Annotated in this window: 15 protein-coding genes; 6 read left to right on the top strand and 9 right to left on the bottom strand. The window is 64.5% G+C overall.

The window, feature by feature from the left end:
• Positions 1-26: 26 nt before the first annotated feature.
• Together ACFSJC_RS04720 and ACFSJC_RS04715 are read right to left on the bottom strand one after the other, a co-directional pair.
• Positions 27-530: a MerR family transcriptional regulator gene (locus ACFSJC_RS04720; protein ID WP_386023970.1), complete on the bottom strand. Its 504-nt coding sequence runs from the start codon at positions 528-530 to the stop codon at positions 27-29.
• Between the two features lie 11 nt (positions 531-541).
• Positions 542-766, bottom strand: coding sequence for a hypothetical protein (locus tag ACFSJC_RS04715; RefSeq protein ID WP_386023967.1), 225 nt, complete (start codon positions 764-766; stop codon positions 542-544).
• Between the two features lie 326 nt (positions 767-1,092).
• Between ACFSJC_RS04715 and ACFSJC_RS04710 the strand changes: the two genes are divergently transcribed.
• Positions 1,093-1,692, top strand: a complete 600-nt coding sequence (locus ACFSJC_RS04710) for a DUF2076 domain-containing protein (RefSeq protein WP_386023964.1) — start codon at positions 1,093-1,095, stop codon at positions 1,690-1,692.
• 59 nt (positions 1,693-1,751) lie between these two features.
• Here the strand turns inward: ACFSJC_RS04710 and ACFSJC_RS04705 are convergent, their stop codons facing one another.
• Complete coding sequence (locus ACFSJC_RS04705) at positions 1,752-2,693, bottom strand: AEC family transporter (protein ID WP_386023962.1); 942 nt, start codon at positions 2,691-2,693, stop codon at positions 1,752-1,754.
• Positions 2,694-2,929: 236 nt separating this feature from the next.
• On the opposite strand from ACFSJC_RS04705, the gene ACFSJC_RS04700 reads away from it, so the two are divergent.
• Both ACFSJC_RS04700 and ACFSJC_RS04695 read left to right on the top strand, forming a co-directional pair.
• Positions 2,930-3,556, top strand: a complete 627-nt coding sequence (locus tag ACFSJC_RS04700; RefSeq protein ID WP_386023959.1) for a TetR/AcrR family transcriptional regulator — start codon at positions 2,930-2,932, stop codon at positions 3,554-3,556.
• A gap of 377 nt (positions 3,557-3,933) precedes the next feature.
• Complete coding sequence (locus ACFSJC_RS04695) at positions 3,934-6,372, top strand: response regulator (protein WP_386023956.1); 2,439 nt, start codon at positions 3,934-3,936, stop codon at positions 6,370-6,372.
• A 54-nt stretch (positions 6,373-6,426) separates the two neighbouring features.
• Here ACFSJC_RS04695 and ACFSJC_RS04690 read toward each other — a convergent pair whose 3' ends face one another.
• The 3 genes from ACFSJC_RS04690 to ACFSJC_RS04680 all read right to left on the bottom strand — a co-directional run bounded on the left by ACFSJC_RS04690 (position 6,427) and on the right by ACFSJC_RS04680 (position 10,455).
• A complete protein-coding gene (locus tag ACFSJC_RS04690) occupies positions 6,427-8,418 on the bottom strand; it encodes a transglutaminase TgpA family protein (protein WP_386023953.1) in 1,992 nt (663 codons plus the stop codon).
• Positions 8,419-8,545: 127 nt separating this feature from the next.
• Positions 8,546-9,514, bottom strand: coding sequence for a DUF58 domain-containing protein (locus ACFSJC_RS04685; RefSeq protein ID WP_386023950.1), 969 nt, complete (start codon positions 9,512-9,514; stop codon positions 8,546-8,548).
• Positions 9,511-10,455 (bottom strand): AAA family ATPase, encoded by a 945-nt coding sequence (locus ACFSJC_RS04680; RefSeq protein ID WP_386023947.1) that lies wholly within the window; start codon positions 10,453-10,455, stop codon positions 9,511-9,513. Before ACFSJC_RS04680 ends, ACFSJC_RS04685 begins: the two co-directional genes overlap by 4 nt.
• Positions 10,456-10,608: 153 nt before the next feature.
• On the opposite strand from ACFSJC_RS04680, the gene mnmG reads away from it, so the two are divergent.
• From mnmG to ACFSJC_RS04665, 3 genes are all read left to right on the top strand, one after another.
• Positions 10,609-12,483 carry a tRNA uridine-5-carboxymethylaminomethyl(34) synthesis enzyme MnmG gene (mnmG, locus tag ACFSJC_RS04675; RefSeq protein WP_386023944.1) on the top strand — a complete coding sequence of 625 codons (1,875 nt, stop codon included), beginning with the start codon at positions 10,609-10,611 and terminating at the stop codon, positions 12,481-12,483.
• 720 nt (positions 12,484-13,203) lie between these two features.
• Positions 13,204-14,178, top strand: a complete 975-nt coding sequence (locus tag ACFSJC_RS04670; protein WP_386023941.1) for an AAA family ATPase — start codon at positions 13,204-13,206, stop codon at positions 14,176-14,178.
• Between the two features lie 6 nt (positions 14,179-14,184).
• The gene (locus ACFSJC_RS04665; protein WP_386023938.1) at positions 14,185-16,530 is read left to right on the top strand and encodes a S8 family peptidase; all 2,346 of its coding nucleotides are present in this window, start codon (positions 14,185-14,187) and stop codon (positions 16,528-16,530) included.
• A gap of 672 nt (positions 16,531-17,202) precedes the next feature.
• On the opposite strand, the gene prfH is transcribed toward ACFSJC_RS04665, so the two are convergent.
• The 3 genes from prfH to ACFSJC_RS04650 are packed head-to-tail and all read right to left on the bottom strand — an operon-like array spanning position 17,203 to position 20,214.
• Complete coding sequence (gene prfH / locus ACFSJC_RS04660; protein WP_043755902.1) at positions 17,203-17,838, bottom strand: peptide chain release factor H; 636 nt, start codon at positions 17,836-17,838, stop codon at positions 17,203-17,205.
• The gene (locus ACFSJC_RS04655) at positions 17,835-19,019 is read right to left on the bottom strand and encodes an RNA ligase RtcB family protein (protein WP_386023935.1); all 1,185 of its coding nucleotides are present in this window, start codon (positions 19,017-19,019) and stop codon (positions 17,835-17,837) included. The genes prfH and ACFSJC_RS04655 overlap by 4 nt, the downstream gene beginning before the upstream one ends.
• A gap of 55 nt (positions 19,020-19,074) precedes the next feature.
• Positions 19,075-20,214, bottom strand: coding sequence for a hypothetical protein (locus tag ACFSJC_RS04650; protein WP_386023932.1), 1,140 nt, complete (start codon positions 20,212-20,214; stop codon positions 19,075-19,077).
• Positions 20,215-20,293: the final 79 nt, after the last annotated feature.

Here is a 20,293-nt window from a genome sequence, read left to right as displayed (position 1 = left end):
GACCTTAAGGGCGGGGACGCGTTTTTTTACGGGTTCTCGCTCATGGGGGATGCGGGTGGGCAGCAGGGTTCCGCTTCGTCCCACACGATGCGCAAGACTTCGATCTCCCGCACGCCGGCACTCGTCGGACACGGGTCGCAGATATCGCGAACCGGGCGTCGTCGACAGCCGTGACAGCGCTCGACCAATGCCAAACCCCGCGCGATGTCCTGGCGCCGCTCCTCGATCGCACGGGCACGCGCCTCCAAGTCGGCATCCATCTTTCTGAGTCGCGATGCCACCGCTCGACTCGCCTCGTCGCCCGTCTGGCTCGACCTTCGCAGATCTGCAAGCTCAGCGAGCTGCTGCAAGGAAAAACCGAGGCGAGCCAAGGTCAGCAGGGCCGCGAAGCGAGCCTCATCGTCTTCCGTATAGAGCCGAGTCCCGCCGGGTGTCCGGCGGGGATGTACCAGGCCATTCTCTTCGTAGAACCTTAGGGTTCGCACCGTCGTTCCCAGTCGTTGCGCGATCGCGCCGATCTTCAGACTCATCGATCGACCGCTCATAGATCCACGATTTGGACCTGATAGCCCTGCTCGCGCACCGCCGCGAGGACGCGGTGCGGCGGTGCGTGCACGGGATCGCTCGGCAAGAACAGTAGATGGGGCTTTGCGGAATGATGGGTTTCTCCCGAGACACCCAGCTGCTCGGCAAGCCGGGCAACCAACTGCTGCTTGGTCTCGCTGTCCAACGCTTCCTTGATATGCAACATCACATCAGTGGCCATGGGGGTTCCTCCGCGACAGGGGGGTGTATTTATCTAACGTTAACGTTAGATGTTTTTATCTCACGTCAACGTTAGATCAATGTCAAGCTCGATGTTTCGCGATCGGTCGTCTATCGATTGCTTCCCGATCTCGACTCTCGGCTCGTGCGCTTCCGTTTCGCTCGGCGGAATGACGCGCTTGGCGACGTGGAGATGCCGTCTCGGACTGGCAGAAGCCCGGCATCAGCGCCGGGTTTTCGAGGGATTCACCGAGAAGGTTTGATTTATATTTTTTGGTTCGAGCTGCGTAGAGTAGCCGCGTCCAAACCCATGCGAGGTGTTATGTCATGAACGTACAAGAGCAGACCATGATCGAGGATTTGTTCCAGCGTCTGCGCAAGGCGGAGTCTCGGACTGGTCCGCGCGATGTCGAGGCGGAGAGTCTCATCCTCGACCTGACGGATCGCCAACCGGCCGCACCCTACTACATGGCCCAGGCGATCCTGGTTCAGGAGCAGGCGCTACACCGGCTGCAGGAGCGCGTGGAGGAGCTGGAGCGAGCGGAGGCCGAGCGTCCCCAGGGCGGTGGCTTCCTCGGTGGTCTATTCGGGGCCAATCCTCAGCCTTCCGCCAAGACTCGGTCGTCGATGAAAGGCGATTGGAACGCCAATCGTCACCTACCGAGTTCGGCTGGCGCCATGTTTCAGCCCTCGGCGGGTGGCGGCGGCTTTCTGAGCGGTGCCGTTCAGACGGCCATGGGTGTGGCGGGCGGCATGCTGATCGGCAATGCCATCGCGGATCTGTTCTCGGGCGAGGAGCCGTCCGCCGAGAGTCCGCCCGCCGCGTCTTTTGAGCCGGCCGACGGGACCCGCATGGCGGATGTCGAGGAGGAGGACGATGGCGGTTTCTTCGACGGTTTCGGGGGAGGCGACGACGGGTTCGCCTGATCTCCAGCGAAGCCGTATCCGGCGAGCGCTTGTCTGACGGGGCGGGGTCGAGATGCGCTTCAGCCGGAACCGGCGAAGAGCCAGATTCCCAGGTTCAAGGTGACGAATGAGAGCAAGGTCGTGACCAGTAGCGCAGAGGCGCAGCGCTCGCCCTGGCCGTAGTGTTGGGCGAGCAGCGGGAAGATGGTCACCATAGGCAGTCCCGCCAGGATCACCGCCGCCTGGGTCAGTGTCGGGTCGAAGGCCGGAACCACTGCCAGCATCAGAAGGACGGCAGCCGGATGCAGGAGCAGCTTGCCGGCGGCGATCGCCAGGGTCCCATCCAGTCCGTGGTGCAGACGTTGTCCGGCCAGATTGCCGCCGATGGCGAAGAGTGCGACCGCCGCTGCGGATCCGGCCAGCAGATCGACGGTTCCCGACAGCGCCCGCGGAAGATGCCAGCCCAGTCCCGAGAAAAGGAGTCCCAAACCGATCGCGAGCAGGAGCGGATTTTGCGCCACGACGCGCACGACCTTGCCGAGTGTGTGCAGCATCCCCTGATGCTCGCGACTCTGGTGAACCTCGATCAGGATGAGCGTCAGCGGCAGGATGACCAGCACCTCGGTCAGGATCGCCATGGCGACCGCGTTCAGCGCAGTCTCGCCCAAGAGCTGGGCGATGAGCGCATAGCCGAGATAGCCGCTGTTTGACATGGAGACGCCGAGTCCGAAGAAGGCGTTGTCGAACAGGGGCGTGCGGCGCACTGCCGTCGCCACGCCGAGGCCGATGGCGAAGGCGATCAGCGATCCGGCCACATAGGCGGCCAGGAAGGGCGCAACGATGATGTCGTCGAGCGGGCGTTGCGCAAGCGTCTTGAACATCAGCGCCGGCAGGGCGAAGGAGAGTACGTAGCGCCCCATGGCGGCCGTCCCTTCGCGCGGCATCCAGTCCGCACGCACGGCGAATGCGCCGATCACGATCAGCAGAAAGAGCGGCGCGGTGGTGGCGAGGAGGGATGACACGGCGAATGTCCAGTCGGAGCGTCCCATGGTGTCGATCCGAAGGTTTGCTTGTCAACCCGCGTGTGGGCTGAAAATCTCCTGTCCAGCGTGCATGGGGTCAGGATCCATACGACCGTTCAATAGGGCCGCGAGAGCGATTCAACATGGGTTTCCCGTGTCGTGTTCGGGCGGATTCGGGCGGCTCGCGCGTCTTGACGCGCCATGAACGCCTATCGATAATGAATGAAATTTCATTCATGAATACAATGTCTTCCGTGACTGCTCAAACCAGCGACGGCCCCGTTATCGAAGACCGCAAGGACATGATCTTTCATCATGCCAGCCGGGTCTTTGCCGCCAAAGGCTATGCCGGGACCAAGATCACCGACATCGCCGCCGCCGCCAATATGTCGCAGGGGCTGCTCTATCGCTATTTCGATTCCAAGGAGCGGCTCTTCACCGAGTTGGTTCGGGCCTCCTTCGAGAGACTCAATGCCTCCGTTTCCGAGTTGGAGCAGATGCCCCTATCTGCGGGCCGCAAGATCGCGCTGGCGCTCGAACAGGTGGTCGGCGGCATGGAAACCGATTCCGCCTTCGCCGAACGGGTCCTGCTGATCGCCCAGGCGACCCTGTCCGAAGGGATCCCCGAGACCACCAAGCAGCTAATTCTGCGCGAGCGCGACAAGCCCTACGAGGCGATCGCCCGCATCATGGCCAAGGGGCAAGAGGAAGGGGGTATCCGGCCCGGATCGCCGGAGGATCTCTCGCTGCTCTTCTGGACCAACATCAAGGGGCTGGCCTTGCATAAGGTGTCCTTCGGGAGTCGCTTCTGGGTTCCCGATTTGGAGCTGTTGATCGGCTTCTTCGTGCAGTGCCGCGACTGATGGCTTCGATCGTCGTTCCGATCCTCATTCGGTATGCGTCCCAGAAACCGGGGCCGCGCTTCCGCGAGCATGCTGTGTGTTGGCGCCATGACTCGACCTCCGTTCGCGACCTCAACGGCCTTAATCGATGAGAGGCGTAAATCCTGAATGAGTCTCCAGGGTCAGATGCGCGATAGGTGTGCGCCGTGCGATGAAACAGGAACTTCGTCATCCGTGTCAGATAGGGACGTCGAAGATGGACGGTCCCGCGACTCACGGGTGGGTGGTGTCTGGGCAAGGTTCTCATGTGCCACTATGATCATTAACCCTTCGACGCGGGGAGTCTGAGTCCATTGGATTCGCCCCGTATCCGTTGCTTCCATCGTTAGCGCCGCCGCATGCAAACCCGAACCAAACTGGCCGCCGGGCTCGTTATCATTCTCGTCGTCAATCTCGTCGTCAGTCTCTATGGCATCTATCAGTTGAAAGAGACTGCAGATCGCGAGGCGGCCGTGCGCGAGCACAGCTCATTGGTCGTCACGACGGCATTGACTGCCCAGGTGTATTTCAAGAAACAGGTGCAGGAGTGGAAGAACATCCTGCTCCGGGGGCAGGACAAGGCACTCTTCGACCGCTATCTCGCCCGTTTCGAGCATGAGGAGGCGCTGACCAGCCGGAGCATCCACCAGCTGATCGGCCAACTGGCCGATGAACCTCGGGCGATCGCCATCGCCCGACGTTTTCTCGATGCCCACGAGCGGCTGGGCCGCGAATACCGTCAGGCGCTCGTTTTCTACCGCGCCGAGGACGCAAGTCCCCAGTTGGTCGTCGACCAGCGGGTGCGCGGGATCGACCGCGAGCCGACCGATCTCATCGACGAGGTGGTCCGGGCCGCGCTCGCGCACAAGGATCGCGTCCTGGCCGAGATCGATGCCTCGGCCACGCGCGTGGAGACCTGGATCCTCGGTCTCATGATCGGGGCCATGAGCGGGGCCGTCTTTTTGCTCATCTGGCTCGTCGATCGCAACATCGGGCAACCGATCGCAACCGCGACCGCCATCGCTCGGCGGGTCAGCGCGGGCGATTTTTCGGTCCCGATCAAGGTCGAGGGCTTCGGTGAGCAGGCCGAGATGCTCTCCGCGCTCAAGGCCATGCAGGAGAACTTGTCCAGTTCGCAGGCGAGTCTGCGCGAGAGCGAGGCGCGCTCGCGCATGCTGCTGGAATCCACCGGCGAGGGCATCTATGGGGTCGATACGGACGGGATCTGCATCTTCTGCAATCCGGCTGCAGCGCGCATGCTCGGCCATCAGTCGCCGGCCGTGCTCATCGGTTGCGACATGCATCAGGTGGTCCACCATTCATACGCCGACGGTACGCCCTATCCGCTGGAGAGCTGTCAGGCGTTGGCGACCTACACGCAGGGCGTTCCGGCCTTCGGCGACGACGAGGTCTTCTGGCGCTCGGACGGAAGCTGCTTTCCCGTCGAGTACCATTCCAACCCCATTCATCGCAGAGGCAAGCTGGTCGGCGCGGTGGTGACCTTCTCCGACATCTCGGCGCGCAAGGAGGCGGAGTTGGCGCTGCGGGTGGCCCATGCCGCGCTCGCCGAGGAGCGTTCCCAGCTCGCCGACCGCGTGCGGCGTCGCACACAGGAGCTGGATCGGGCCAATGCCGAGTTGGCCCGCTCGGCCCAGGCCAAGGACGAGTTCCTTGCCGCCATGAGTCACGAGCTGCGCACCCCGCTGACCTCCATCCTGGGGTTGTCCGAGACCCTGGGCGATCGTCTTCTAGGACCACTGAACGGCCAGCAGGAGAAGGCCATCCGCATGGTTCACGAGAATGGCGCCCATCTGCTCGAACTCATCAACGACATCCTCGATATGTCCCGCGTGGCCTCGGGTCAGATGAGCCTGCGCATGGATCAGGTCCCTGTCGATCAGCTCTGCGACGCCAGCCTGCGGCTGATCGGTCTATCGGCCAAGCGCAAGGAGCTCAAGGTCACCATGAGCATCGACCCGGCGGTGCGTCTGGTCCAGGGCGACAGCCGTCGGCTCAAGCAGATGCTGGTCAACCTGCTGGGCAACGCGGTCAAGTTCACCCCTCAGGGCGGCTCGGTCGGTCTCGACGTCGTCGCCGATGCCGCTCGACGCGAGGTGCGTTTCTGCATCTGGGACACGGGTGTCGGCATACCGGCCGAACAGTACGAGCGTCTCTTCCAGCCGTTCGTACAGCTCGACAGCCGGCCGTCGCGTCAGTACGACGGCACGGGACTGGGGCTGGCGCTGGCCTCGGGCATGGCCGAGCTGCACCAGGGGCGCATCGAGGTGCGGAGCCAGGTGGGCGAGGGCAGCCGGTTCGAGATCGTCCTGCCCTGGGATCCGGAGGCGCAGAGCGCCGACCGGCTCGACCGGCATGCGGTTCCGAGCGTGGAAACCGACGGCCCGGTCGAATCGGGATCGCCTCCACGGGTCCTGCTGGTGGACGACAACGAGAGCAATCTGGAGATGATCTCGACCTATCTGCGCATCAGAGGCTGCGAGGTGCGTACCGCCAACAGCGGGTTGAAGGCGATCGCCATGGCCAGGCAAGCACGTCCCGACATCGTTCTGATGGACGTGCAGATGCCCGAGATGGACGGTCTGGAGACCACCCGGCGTCTGCGCGACGACCCGGCGCTGCGTCTAACCCCCATCATCGCGGTGACCGCGCTGGCCATGCCGGGTGATCGCGAGCAGTGCCTGGAGGCGGGCATGGACGATTATCTGAGCAAGCCGCTCGGTCTCAAGGAACTGCATGGAGCCCTGATCAATTGGATCAGCCGGACGCGGGCTGCATGAGGGGCGTCGCCTAAGTTTCGCTTTCGCTTGGGGTCCGAAATGGGCAGCTGGCGATCACCTTGGATGGAACCCGCGCAGCAGACGGCGGAGCCGATTGGCCGTCGTTGCCTCTTGTCCCGCGCGACCGAATCGGGCCGGGACATAGAGCGCGATGAAGCGGCTCACCGTCGCCGCGAGGTCCGGGCGCCGTCGGGCGACCCGTCGGCCATAGTCGCTCGGTCCCTCCTGTGGCTGGCGCGCGAGCCCTGCGCGCGCGAGGCGTTGGCAGAATCGCTGGTACTGGGCGTCGAGCGGATCCAGCCGGCGCTCGCCACGCAGCATGGCAAGCAGGATGAGGCCGAGCGTGAGGGATGCGGCCAGGATCATGAGGATCGCAATCCCGTATTCGCCGAAATCGGCGAGTCCGATCCGTTCGAGCAGTGCGTACTGGTCGGCGAGGGAGAAATCCAGCACCCAGTTCTGCCAGGCCGCGTCCAGGCTGTCGGTGAAGAGCCTCAGGTTCTTGATCAGCCGGGCGAGCCGGTCGGCTTCGTGGAGATCGAAGCGAACGGAGGAGCCCGCGCCGAGCAGCCGCGTGGCGCTGCGGTTGTCGATGCGGCTCGGGTCGATGGCGGCGGTCGGATCCACCCGGACCCAGCCGCGTCCCTGGATCAGCACCTCGACCCAGGCGTGCGCATCCGATTGCCAGACCGCCAGGTAGCCGCCGATTCGGTTCGGCTCGCCCCCGAGGTAGCCCAGCACGATGCGCGAGGGCAGGCCGCCGATGCGCATCAGCAGGGCGAAGGCGCTGGCGTAGTGCTCGCAGAACCCGCGGCGGGTCTCGAACAGGAATTGGTCCGCCGGATTCGCGCCTAGCGCGGGCGGTAGCAGGGTGTAATGAAAGTCCTCGCGGTGCAGATACTCGAGTCCGCGTTGGACCAGGCCCCAATCGTCGTTCGACTCGGCACGCCAGTCGGCGACCAGATCGCGCATCCGTTGGGTGACGTTGGCTGGAAGCCTGAGCGCATAGTCGCGCCGCGCCGCGTCGGGTTCCACTGTTCGATAGTCGAGTGCCGAGCGCACCCGGTAGCGCTTGGCGGTGTCCACCGGCTGGCGCGAGACGAGCTGGAGGTCGGATGTGATGAAGCTGGCGTCGGGTGCGGTGATCGGCACGTCCAGGGCGAACAGCCATGTCCGGTTGGTCTCCTCCAGCAGCACCTCGTAGTCGAGTTGTCTCGTCGCGCGCTCCAAGCGCGCTCGGGCGGGATCGGCCACTGGCGGCGGGTTGCCGGGTGTCCAGCGTCGTCCATCCATCTCCCAGAGCACGGGGCCGCGCCAGTAGCGTTCGGCGGACGGCGGCGGCTGGTCCTCGAAGCGGACCCTGAAGGCGAGCGCGCCGTTCACGACCAGTTCGCTGATACGTCCGGGCTCCATGGTGTCGGACATCCCGGTCGTGCCCTTGTCGCGGTCCAGTCCCAGGTCCCAGAGCGGGGCGGTCAGTCGTGGGAAAAGCAGGAAGAGCACCAGCGTCAGTGGCAGGGCCTGGAGCGCGAGTTTGGCCGCGACCGTCAGGGCCGAGCGGAGCTCGCGGTTCCTGAGCCCGCCGTTGATATCGACCAGCAGACCGACCAGACCCAGGGCGACCAGCGACTGATAGAGCGCAAGTCCGAACGACTGGTCGAAGAGGAATTGGGCCACGATCAGGAATCCGATCAGGATGATCGTCAGACGCAGGTCGCGCCGGGTCTTCAGCTCCAGCAGCTTGAGCGCCAGCATGGTGGTCAGGAGCGCGGTCCCGCCGTCCTGTCCGACCAGGGTGTGGTTGGCATAGAGACAGTTAGCGATCGCGGCGATGGTGAGCAGTGCGCGTAGCGCGGGTCCGGGGAGCGCGGCCGGCCAGCGAAAGGCGGCGAGCCGCACCGCGACCACCAGGGCGAGAAAGGCGTCGACCCGCCAGTCCAGGTAGCGCGTCAGCGGCAGCCCGGCAGCGATCACCAGCAGGCTGGTCCAGAGCGTCTGGTGGGGCTCGGGACGCTCGTGCGGCGGGATGGGGCGGGTTTTGCGCATCCTCGTTAGGGGTTTTCCGAGACGATTCATGCCCATCGACGGTGGAGTGTTCTGATTCGATTCAAAGGATCAAAAGGATGACAGACATTCTGCTAACGCAGTCGAGTCTCTCGCCGGCGCCGAAGCCTCACGCGCCTTCATATCCGAACAGCGCCAAGCGTGTCAGGCAACGCTGGGTGTGGGCCGCACCCTGGTCCAGCCCCTCGACGGCACCGGGAAGACGCAGCCCGAAGCGGATCCGGGCGGTGCTGGCGTCCAGCACCTGACGGGCCAGCAGGCTCAGGCGCACCTCGGGGTCAGGTGCGTCGAGGTGCGACCAGTCGAGCCAGAGTTCCTGGCCCTGGTCCCCGCCGAAGACCTTCACCGTCAGACCACGCTCTCGGGCAAAGGCTTTCCAGTCGATATGGCGCGGGGAGTCGCCCGGGCGATAGCCGCGCGATCCCTGGTAGTCCTCGGCGCCCTCGCCTCGGTGGCGATGCGGACGGCGATCGTCCCCGGCGTCCGATGCGGGTGGCGGCGCCTGAGTGGCCGGTTTTGGATAGACGAGCGTGCTGGCGTCGCTGGCGATGAGACACCAGGCGCGAAAGAGTCCCATCGGGTGGTGCGTCTCGACCTTCAGATCCACGAGCCGCAGCGGGCCGCGACGCTCGGTCGCGATACCGAGATGGACCGAACGTTGGTCTCCGGGCGGGACGTAGTGCGGATCCGGTCCCTGGCCATCCTTGAGGACGCGGATGTCGTAGCGGGGACGCGGACGCTCGGAGCGCAAGGCGACCTCGAACTGGGCCGTTTCCCCCGCAAAGACCGCTGTCCCGCCCCGGACCTGGATGGCGAGGCCGAGCAGATTGAACCAGGCGTGGTGCATGGCCACGATTCCGACCGAGGCGAGAAAGAAGGTGAAGAGCAGCCCCAGGTTATTCTGATAGTTCAGAGATCCAATCAGCATCAGCATGAGCACGGCGCCGAATAGCATCCCGGTCGCGGTCGGCAGGATGTAGATCTGGCGCGCCCGCACGCGTGCTACGCCGTCGGGGCCGCTTGGCACGCGTCGCAGCAGTCCCTCGAAGACACGACGGATGCGGTTGCGCGGGCTCACACAGGGACCCGTTCCAGGAGAAAGGTTGCGATCTCATCCTCGCCGACCTGTTGTCCGGCGATGCCAGAGGTCAGTCGATGCACAGCGCAGGACGGCAAAACCGCCTGCACGTCCTCCGGAATCGTGTAGTCCCGATTGGCCATCAGCGCCCAAGCCTTTGCGGCGTGCAGCATGCCGAGACCCGCGCGCGGAGAGAGTCCGAAGGCGAACCGTTCGCTCGCCCGCGTGAACTGAAGGATGGCGTGCACATAATCGATGACGGGGGGCGCGGCATGAACCTGGAACACCGCGTCTTGGAGCGCGATCAGTTGGGCGTTGTCGAGCACTGGGGTCTGGCGGGCGACCATGGCGCGGCGGTCCTCACCGGCGAGCAATGTCTTCTCCTGCTCGGCGTCCGGATAGCCGAGCTGGATGCGCATCAGGAAGCGGTCGAGCTGAGACTCGGGCAGCGGGAAGGTGCCGACCTGGAACAGCGGGTTCTGGGTGGCGATGACGAAGAAGGGTTCGGGCAGCGGACGGGTCTCGCCTTCGACCGTGACCTGACGCTCCTCCATCGCTTCGAGCAGCGCGCTCTGGGCCTTGGGCGTCGCCCGGTTGATCTCGTCGGCCAGGACCAGCTGCGAGAAGATCGGCCCTTGGTGGAAGCGGAAACCCTCGCTCGCGCGGTCGTAGACCGAGACCCCGATAACGTCCGCCGGCAGCAGGTCGCTGGTGAACTGGATGCGCGAATAGTCGAGGCCCAGCAGGCGCGCCAGCAGGTGGGCGAGGGTGGTCTTGCCGACGCCCGGCAGGTCCTCGATCAGCAGATGGCCGCGCGCCAGCAGGCAGGCGAGCGCGAGCCGCAGTTCATGGTCCTTGCCGAGGATGACGGCGCGCGCGCTATCGAGGATGGTCTCGGTTAGATTGGCGCGCGGTGGCAGATGTCGTTGGGTCAGGCTCATGGACGCTGGGCTCCGCTCGGTTCGTTGCCGCTGAGGGCGACGAAAAAGGCCCTGGTTTCAAGTGGCTGGGCCACTCCGGTGAGGGCGATGAATTGGGTTGTCGGCGATGAATTGGGTTACACTACTCCGCTTCTTTGAAGCGGGTTCCCTGTCATGATTGCGAGCGATCGATACGATGTCGTGGTCGTCGGTGGCGGCCACGCCGGCACCGAGGCGGCGCTGGCGGCGGCGCGTGGCGGCGCCCGCACGCTGTTGCTGACCCAGAACATCGAGACCATCGGCCAGATGAGTTGCAACCCGGCGATCGGCGGGATCGGCAAGGGACATCTGGTCAAGGAGATCGACGCGCTCGGCGGGCTCATGGGGCGTGCCGCCGATCTGGGCGGGATCCAGTTCCGCATCCTCAACGCTAGCAAAGGGGCGGCCGTGCGCGCCACCCGAGCCCAGGTGGATCGTCTGCTCTACAAGGCGGCGGTGCGCTCGGCGGCCGAGAATCAGCCCGGGCTCTCGATTTTTCAGCAGGCGGTCGACGATCTCATCGTCGAGCAGGACCGCGTCGTCGGCGTCCAGACCCAGATGGGGCTGCGTTTCATGGCCTCCGCCGTGGTGCTGACGGTCGGGACCTTTCTCGGCGGTCGTATCCATGTGGGTCTCTCCAACTATGAGGGCGGTCGCGCCGGCGATCCACCGTCCAATGCACTGGCCAAACGGCTACGCGAGCTTCCGTTTCGTGTCGAGCGTCTCAAGACCGGCACCCCGCCGCGCATCGATGCTCGCAGCATCGACTTCAGCCGCATGACCGAACAGCCCGGCGACGATCCGGTTCCGGTCTTCTCCTTCATGGGCCGTCCAGAGGACCACCCGCGTCAGGTCAGCTGCCATATCACCCATACCAGCGAGCGCACGCACGAGATCATCCGCTCCGGGCTGTCGCGCTCGCCGCTCTTCACCGGCGTGATCGAGGGCGTGGGGCCGCGCTACTGTCCCTCGATCGAGGACAAGATCGTGCGTTTCGCCGACAAGAGCTCGCATCAGATTTTCGTCGAGCCCGAGGGCCTCACCACCCACGAGGTCTATCCCAACGGCATCTCCACCAGCCTGCCCTACGACATCCAGGAGGCGCTGGTGCGCTCCATCGTCGGCTTCGAGCAGGCCCATCTGACCCGGCCCGGCTACGCGATCGAATACGACTTCTTCGATCCGCGCGATCTCAAGCCTTCCTTGGAGACCCGCTTCGTCCAGGGACTCTTCTTCGCCGGACAGATCAACGGCACCACCGGTTACGAGGAGGCCGCCGCCCAGGGACTGCTCGCCGGCGCCAACGCGGCGCTCCAGGTCCAGGGGCGCGAGCCCTGGTCGCCCTATCGCGATCAGGCCTATATCGGCGTCATGGTCGACGATCTCATCACCCGTGGGACCAACGAACCCTACCGCATGTTCACCAGCCGTGCTGAGTACCGGCTCATGCTTCGCGAAGACAATGCCGATCTGCGTCTGACCGAGATCGGACGAGGTCTGGGTCTGGTCGGCGAGGAGCAATGGCGGTTCTTCGAGGATAAACGCGAGTCGATCGAGCGCGAGCGTCAGCGTCTGCGCGACACCTGGGTCCGGCCCGAGACGGTGGACCAAACAATCGCCGCTCAGGTGCTCGGCGAGCCGTTGCGCCGCGAGGCGCGCGCCTTGGACCTGCTGGCGCGGCCCAACGTCGGTCATGCCGGCATCCGGACGCTGATCGGCGATCCGCCCGAACCCCTGGCACCCGAGGTGGCCGAGCAGCTGGAGATCCAGTCGCGCTACGACGGCTACATCGCCCGCCAGCGCGCCGAGATCGACCGCCAGCGCGAGCAGGAGGCCAAGGTGCTGCCGGACGACTTCGATTACGATCAGGTGCGGGGACTCTCGGCCGAGGTGCGCGAGAAATTCAACCGGGTCCGCCCGGCTACCGTGGGTCAGGCGGCGCGCATCCCAGGTGTGACCCCGGCGGCGGTGTCGCTCTTACTCATCCATCTCAAGCGACAGGCCGGCTAGTTGGGGGGTTGGGGGGCGCCTGAGACGCGTCGGTGGTCTCGGCCCTTGCAAGAGTCTGACCGAGCGAGAGTCTGACCGAGCGAGAGAGGCTGCCAATGGCGGTCTGAATGCGTCGGCCTTGTCCCAGGAGCTGTCACCGACCGATCGCAAGGCGGTGACTCTTCAATCCTGAAACCGGAAAATCGGCCAGCTCGGCTCAGAGGTCGTTCTGTCCCAGGGTCGTTCTGTCCCAGGAGCGGAAACTCGCCGCTCTTGTTCCGCTGACGGCTCTCGACCCAGAGCTGTCACCCAAGGCTGCGCGCCGGGTATCAGGTATGACGGCATAACCTGCCAGTCAACGATGTCGAGGTCGCGACTCATCCATCCTGGTAGCGGATAGTCGATCACGCTTCAACCCGTGACAAGTTACGACCCTGATCTGTCTGTCGCGTTCACCACGCGAGCCTCCGCTATAGCACGGTCAGCAGACGGCACGATCCGGTTCGTTTTGCCTTACGGGCAAAAGGGAAGGCCAGACTCCGCCCACGTTGGACGGCCGTTGGTGCTCAGATGCGGCCGCTAGGGCAAAACAGAACCGGGAGCGCTTGGTCGCCGTCCTGTCATAAAAGCGCGCAAGTATTGGCAATCGTGCGATACGGCTGTGCAGGTATACAGGGTAGACTTCGTCTCAGAGCGAGCAACAACCAAATAGAGAACCAGATCATGGCGTCCGGAAGGCTCTTGAGACAGCTTATCAAGACGGGTGCGGAGGGCAACCGGGACGCCTTTCTGCAGGCGACCGAGGCGGTGATCCGCGACGAGCGCAGCAAGAATCACCACCTGCTGGCAAACGATCTAGAGCGGATCCTGTATAGCCGTGCAGAAATCCAGGGGGCGCCCCCGATTTTTGCCGATCGTCTGCCTAAGGATAAGGAGCGCGGGCTCCCGCTGTTGCAGATCCGTGAGTCCGCACGTCTGCTGGACGACGTCGTGCTCTCGGACGAGAACCGCTCCCTCGTGGACGAACTGCTCACGGAGCATCATCGTAGCGAACTGTTGCGCAGCCACGGCCTCTATCCCGCAGACCGCCTGTTGTTTTGTGGCCCTCCTGGATGCGGAAAGACCATGACCGCAGAGATTGTTGCCAGCGAACTCAGCCTGCCACTCGCCATAGTTCGTATCGACAGTGTCATGTCGTCCTACCTGGGAGAGACGGCCGCCAATCTGCGCCAGGTGTTCGATTTCATCACGGCCTACCCGCTGGTGGTCCTATTCGACGAATTTGACGCTTTGGCAAAGGAGCGATCGGATGCTTCCGAGCACGGCGAGTTGAAGCGGGTGGTCAATGCGTTCCTGCAAATGCTCGACGGCTACTGCGGCAAGAGCCTGTTGATTGCGGCGACCAACCACGAGCGGATCTTGGATACGGCAATCTGGCGCCGATTCGACGAAGTGCTGGTCTTCGACCCGCCCAATCAGGAACAGCTAAAGCGCCTGCTCTCCATCAAACTCCGCGGGGTGCGCCGTCAGTTTGAGGCGGACGACGGTGACATCATCGGACTGTTCAAAGGGATGTCCCACGCCGATGTGGAGCGTGTGTTGCGCCGGGCGGTCAAGGACATGGTTCTCACCGGCGTGGAGTTTCTGACGCGTCGCAATGTCGAGGCCGCAGTGCGCCGCGAAGATGCAAGAAGAGCGAGGATGAAACGGGGTTGACAAGTCATGGATGAGAGCTATTCGCACCTGACCTTGGAGCGGGAGGTCCCGGTCACCGAGAAGCGTAAAGGGGGAAACCCGCGCCCGATCGCCCCCGAGGATCCTGTCGCCCATGCCCGCAGCCTCAAGGCACGCATTGAGGATGCGCTGCAGCAAACCGAAGGGGATCTTGGCGGATTCGACGACCGGCGGCTGTTCCGCTTCGATGTGAACAAGGGTTTCAATCCGGACGACCTAAGGCACGTCTCCCCGGACATCGAGTTCGTGAGTCAGGAGGCTGACACCGTTGTTGTCGCCTTCGTCAGCAAGGCAGCGCTCGCCTCCTTCGAGGCGCGGCTTGCCTCGATGGCACAAGGAAACGTCGTCAGCTACAAGCAGGTGATCTACGCCTTGCAGGGAGTCGACGGTTGGAGCGCTGACGACCGTATCGGCTGGGCACTGCGCCGGCAAGGGATGCCAACTGCGGAACCCTTCCTACTCGACCTGGAGCTTTGGCCGGTTGATGCTCGTCCGGCGGAGCGTGACGCCCTTTGGGATGCCTTTCGGGCCTGGCTGACCAAGAATGGGATCGAAGCCCTTGATGGCGTCCGGCAGCCCGGGTTGTTGCTCCAACGCGTTCGCTGTACCCGCGTCCAGGCGGAACGGCTGCTCCGGCATCGCGACGTTCGGACCGTTGATCTGCCGCCTCGGTACGGTCTGGACCTTCGCGTTCTCACGACCGGCATCCAGGACATTCCCCCGGTGCCTTCCCCTCCGGAAGAGGCACCCGGTATCGCGATACTCGACAGCGGTCTGGCAACTGGACACCCGTTGTTGGCTCCGGCGGTCGGCGACGCGGAAAGCTTCCTCCCCGGCCATGGCCCGGACGACGAGCACGGTCATGGCACCCATGTGGCCGGCCTAGCCCTCTACGGAGACGTGCAGCAGACCCTCAAATCGGGGGTGTTCGTTCCGGAGCTTCGGCTCTTCAGCGGACGAATTCTCGACCGAAACAACGAGAACGAAACAGGGCTCGTCGAGAACCAGGTCGCCGAAGCCGTCCGCTATTTCTATGGCCAGTATGGGTGCCGGGTTTTCAACCTGTCCTTCGGAGACCGCAACAAGCCTTACCTCGGCGGCCATGTTCGCGGTCTAGCGTTTACGCTCGATACCCTGTCCCGCGAGTTTGGCGTCCTGTTTGTCGTCTCGACCGGTAACGTGTCCGGCAGTCAATTAACTGACCTCGCCTGGAAGGACGATTACCCCGGTTACCTGTCGTCGGCTGATTGGAGCCTGATCGATCCGGCCACGGCGCTCAATGCGCTCACGGTCGGTAGTATCGCCCGCTTCGACAGGAGCCATGCCAGCGGCCGGTACCCGACAGATCCGTCCGAAGTTCCGCTCGCTCGCCGCGATCAGCCAGCTCCATTTACCCGTCATGGACCGTCGGTTGGCGGTGCCGTGAAACCTGAGGTCGTCGCCTACGGCGGAAACTGGGCACTGAACACCCGTGGCGCGGCCAACTACCTAGTGAGCCAGGGTCTCGGCGAGATCTCGACGAATTTGAGATTCGCAGGCGGAAATCTGTTTGCGGTCGACTCCGGGACCAGCTTCTCGGCCCCCCATGTTGCGCACCTGGCGGCCCGTATGCTGGTCGAACGCCCCGACGCCTCGTCGGATCTGCTGCGGGCACTGCTGTTGGCGCATGCAAGCGTTCCGCCCGCCACGTCGGATCTGATTCCCCAGTCGGAGACCTGCCGCTCGGTGGTCGGGTACGGTCAGATTGATCATCTGGCTCTGTTCCGGTCCGTCGAGAATGATGTCTCGTTGGTTGCCGTCGAAAGCATCGCGAACAAACGCCATCATTTCTACGAGATCCCGGTACCTGACGATTTTTTGAGTTCCGGCCGCAGGGCTCGGGAAATCGCCATTGCCCTCGCATATACCCCAGCAGTCCGCTCGACCCGGGTCGCTTACAAGGCCAGCCGCATCGATTTCAAGCTCGTGGCTGGGCCGAGTATCGACGACGTCTCCAAAATGTTCAGTCGTGCAACAGACAAAGACGACTACGAGAACATCCCGGAGCTGAAGACGCCTGACTGTAACGCCCAGGTGCGTGGTAAGGGTACGGTTCAGAAGGCCACTTGGCAGTTTCGGCAAATCAATAAGCGGTCGATCCTGAAGAAACAGCGCTTGTTCGTCGTCGTTACTCGCAACGACTACCCTTGGGGTGAAGCGTTGAGTCTTACTGATGAGTCCTATGCTCTGGTTGTATGCTTGCGGGATCGGGCGAACGAAAGTGCGAGGCTATACACTCAGATTCGGGGGCAGTTGAGGGTGAGGCAGGCGGGTCGGGCCAAGGTTCGGGTTTAACGTGGGTCGAAACGAATGCGACCAGAGCCAGGTTCGAATCATTAGGACCGGAAGCAGTGTTTGGCGCTGTCGGTTGCAGACGCGATAGCTGAGTGGCCGCTGATGGCAATCAACCAGCCGTCTGTTTTAGGAGAATAATCGTCTGGTTTTGGTCGAGTCCTTCTGGATCGCAGACAGGGTTGAGTGACCGGTAGTGGGGCGGACCGGCCACAGAGCGAAGCAGGTCGACTTTCCGCTCCCCGCGTGCAGAAGTCGCTCGCACCGATGAGACGGGTGTCAACTCTTGGGGCGCTTGTGTCACCTCTTGAAACAAGCCGAATGGCAGGTATCCGCGTGCTGCGGGCGGTTCCTCGCGGCGATCGTCGGCATAGGTGACGATCCCCGTCCCCCCCGCGCTTGCCGACCTCATCCTCGGGCGCAAGAGCACCATGAGTGCGCTGGTGTCCACCAGGCAATCGCGCTGGCTCATGGGGACCTGATCGAGGTTTCCCACGTGTGACGCTCGGCAAGCGCGGCATCGACGAAATTGCGGATTTTGGTCGTGACTCTCACTTCGCCCATCGTCGTGACCCCAAGGTGGCTGTGTCCATGGTGATCTGTCCAGACCGTCTATAAGGCGAAGGCGTGCCAGGGTCGTTCCAAAGCGTGTGCGTTTCGAGGAGCCGCGTGCGGTCAGCGCATGCGTTTCCAGTCGATGCCGCGATAGACCCGCACCGCATTGCCGCGTTCGAGTTGGGTGTGCTGTCGCCAGCGCTGGTCCTCGGCGGCCTGGGTTTGGTCCTGGTCGCGCTCGGCGAAGAGGGCCGCGAGCCGGGCGAGTGCCAGTCTGCGATTGAGATGCTGCGAGCGTTCCTCCTGGGCCAAGCTGCTCAGGCCGCTCGGGAGATGGGTGATGCGCACGGCGCTCTCGGTGCGGTTGACATGCTGGCCGCCGGGACCGCTCGCGCGCAGGGTTTCGATGCGCAGATCCTGGGGGTTCCAGGTCTCGGTGCTGGGTTCCGCGAAGGCGGCGACGCTGACGAACCAGTTGCGGCGCTGGTGACGCGGGCGATAGGGGCTGGTCCCGGTCCATTGAATGGTCCCCAGCCAGTCGGCAATGCCGGCGTCGACCTTCGGGCCGCCGATCCGCAGCAGCACGGAGCGGGCATCGCCGCGATGCGCCCCTGGTGTGCGGTCGATCTCCTCGACCGCGAGTCCTCTGGATCGCAACTCTTCGGTCAGACGCGGGGCAAGTCGGCCGACCACCCATTCGCATTCGGCCGGACAACGTCCAGCGGAGATCTGCAGCCAGAGGGTCGGGTCGGTCATGCGCGGCGCCGCTGGGGCTTGCGGTGGCCCGGCTGTTTGTGGGCCGGACGACGCACCTTGTAGGTCAGTGCCGGGCGCAGGGTGGCGATGATGTGGCAGAGCCCTGCCTCGACCAGGTCGGCGACCACGCGGTCGATGCCCTTGTATGCCTCGGGAGCCTCGTCGTAGAGCAGTTCCTTGTCCTCGCAGACGACCCGTCCGCCGAGCGCGGTGGTGAGCAGATCGTCCGGGCGCTGACGGGCGCTGAGGCGGCCGCGCGCCTCGCCGCGTTTCCATTTGCGCCCGGCACCATGGGCGAGCGAGCGCAGACTGGCGTCGCAATCGGGGCTCGGCTGGACCAGATAGGAGAGGGTTCCGCGCGATCCGGGAATGACCAACGGGCCTTGGTCGGCCGGTGCGGCGCCCTTGCGGTGCAGCCACAGCCGCTCTCCGGACCAGTCGAGCGGGTGAACCAGGTTGTGCCAGACATCCAGGCGCGGCTCGGCCTCCGCGCCCAGTGCGTCGAGGAGACGCGCGGCGATCAGCCGGCGGTTGGCTTTGGCCCAGTCCAAGGCACGATCATGGCGGGCGAGATACGCCTGGGCGGCGTCCGAGGCGGGATCCAGTCCCTGGTGTCCCTGCTGCTCGATCAGGGTACGCAGGATGGACTCGCCCAGTCCGCGCGAGCCGCTGTGGACCAGGAGCAGCAGTTGTTCGGCGTCCAGATCCAGCGCGCTGAAGGCGTCGCGATCCAGGATCTCGGCGACTGTCTGAAGTTCTGCGAAGTGGTTGCCCCCGCCGATGGTGCCGAGCGCGCTGTCGAAATCGGTCGATTCGAGGTCCTGCTCGCCACGCCAGGCATCCAGATCCCCGTTCCAGGGGCCTTCGAGCCCCTGCAGGCGTGCGACGGCGCGTTCGGGTTTGAGCTTGCGGGTGGCCAGGTCCGTCTGCCATAGCGCCATGCCGCAGCCGATGTCGTTGCCGACCAGGGCGGGATAGATGCGCTCGGAGAGGAAGGCGGCGCCGATGGGATAGCCCTTGCCGGGGTGCAGGTCGGGTAATCCGACGGCGGCGCGCATTCCGGGTAATGCGGCGGTCTGCTCCAGTTGGCGCAGGGCCTCGCCCTCGATCCAGGTGTCGGCGGATGCGATCAGGCGCACGCCGGATGGCGACGCGGCTGGGTGTTCGCTGCGGTCGTTCATGCCAGCGAACTCTAACCGTCTGGTGCCCTTTTCGCCAAATCCTCGTGCGCCCTGGTCAAGCAGAGACCAGCGGCGCCCGTGATGTCGGCGCCATGCGGTGCCCCGATCGGCCGCCGAGCCGTCGCCACGGAACCCAGACCCCGATGCCCAGCCCGGCCAGGCCATAGAGCGCCCAGGTCGGAATCCGTGTCAACCAGTGGGCGATGAGCCGGATCAGATCGCCCTTGTAGCCGATCTTGGTGGCGCGGGCGGAATACTTGACGAAGGTGACGGCGCCGATTCTGTCGAGGGTGCGCAGTCCGCCTAGACCGAAGGTTGCGCCCAGCTTGACGGCGTTGCGGCCGAGAGCGCCGGCGCGTTCGGCGGTCGTGACGATCGTCTCGCCGCCAATGCGGTACAGGGTCGCGCTGTGCTGGCCGAATGCCTCGGCGAAACGGGCCATGCGAGTGAGCGAGGCGGCGTCGCGGGTGTGGCTGAGCAGTGTCAGTCCGCCGCGTGTCCTGGCCAGGGTATAGACGTCGCCGAACAGGCCCTTCACCGAATCCAGCGAGCGGGTCTTCTTGACCGTCTGGGCCTCCTCGACGAGCCTCTTGCCCAGCCAGGAGGGCAGTTTTCCGAGCTTGCGCGCGCTCTTGAGGACGGCCGATCCGCCCTTGACTGCGGTCGCGGCGGCCAGGCCCGGCGAGGCGGCGCCCGCCGTGCCGAGGGTCGCGGCCCCGGTGGCAAGCTGTGCCGCGCTGGCCGCCACGCCGATGGTCGCCAGGGCGACGATCACCTCGTCCGTCTCTTCCTCATGCCACCACCTGGTCCCCTGCTTGGCGAGATCGCGCAGATCGCCGATGACGAAGAGGTCGGTCGCCACCCCGGCCGCCTGACCGATGGTCTCGTCGCTGGTGCCCGACAGGAGTCCTTCGCCGAGCTTGCTGGCCTTGTAGTCCAGGCTCCCGCGTACCGCTTCGATCTCCCGGTGCAAGGCTTGCGCGGCCGGATCGGACTGGACGTAGGGGTAGTCCATGAAGAAGCCCAGATAGTCGGCCGCCTCGGCGTAGCGTTCCTGCTCGACCAGCTGGCGGGTCTCGGGAACCGGATCGATGCGGGTCAGGGCCAGGGTCGTGAGTTGCGCGCGCTGCCAGAGCACCCCGATGGCGGTCAGGGCGACGAGGAGGAGGATGGCTTTGGCGATGAGCTTGATCATGTTCCTTCAAGGATGTGCTGCGATTGATGTGTCGGCCGGGCTTTATCGTATAGTTCCGCCTTTGATCATAGGGTGTGTC

This window comes from Thiorhodococcus fuscus (genome assembly GCF_042682685.1).
GTDB lineage: Bacteria > Pseudomonadota > Gammaproteobacteria > Chromatiales > Chromatiaceae > Imhoffiella > Imhoffiella fuscus.
Note: the sequence above shows the minus strand (reverse complement) of the source record. Positions and strands in the feature narration are given on the sequence as shown.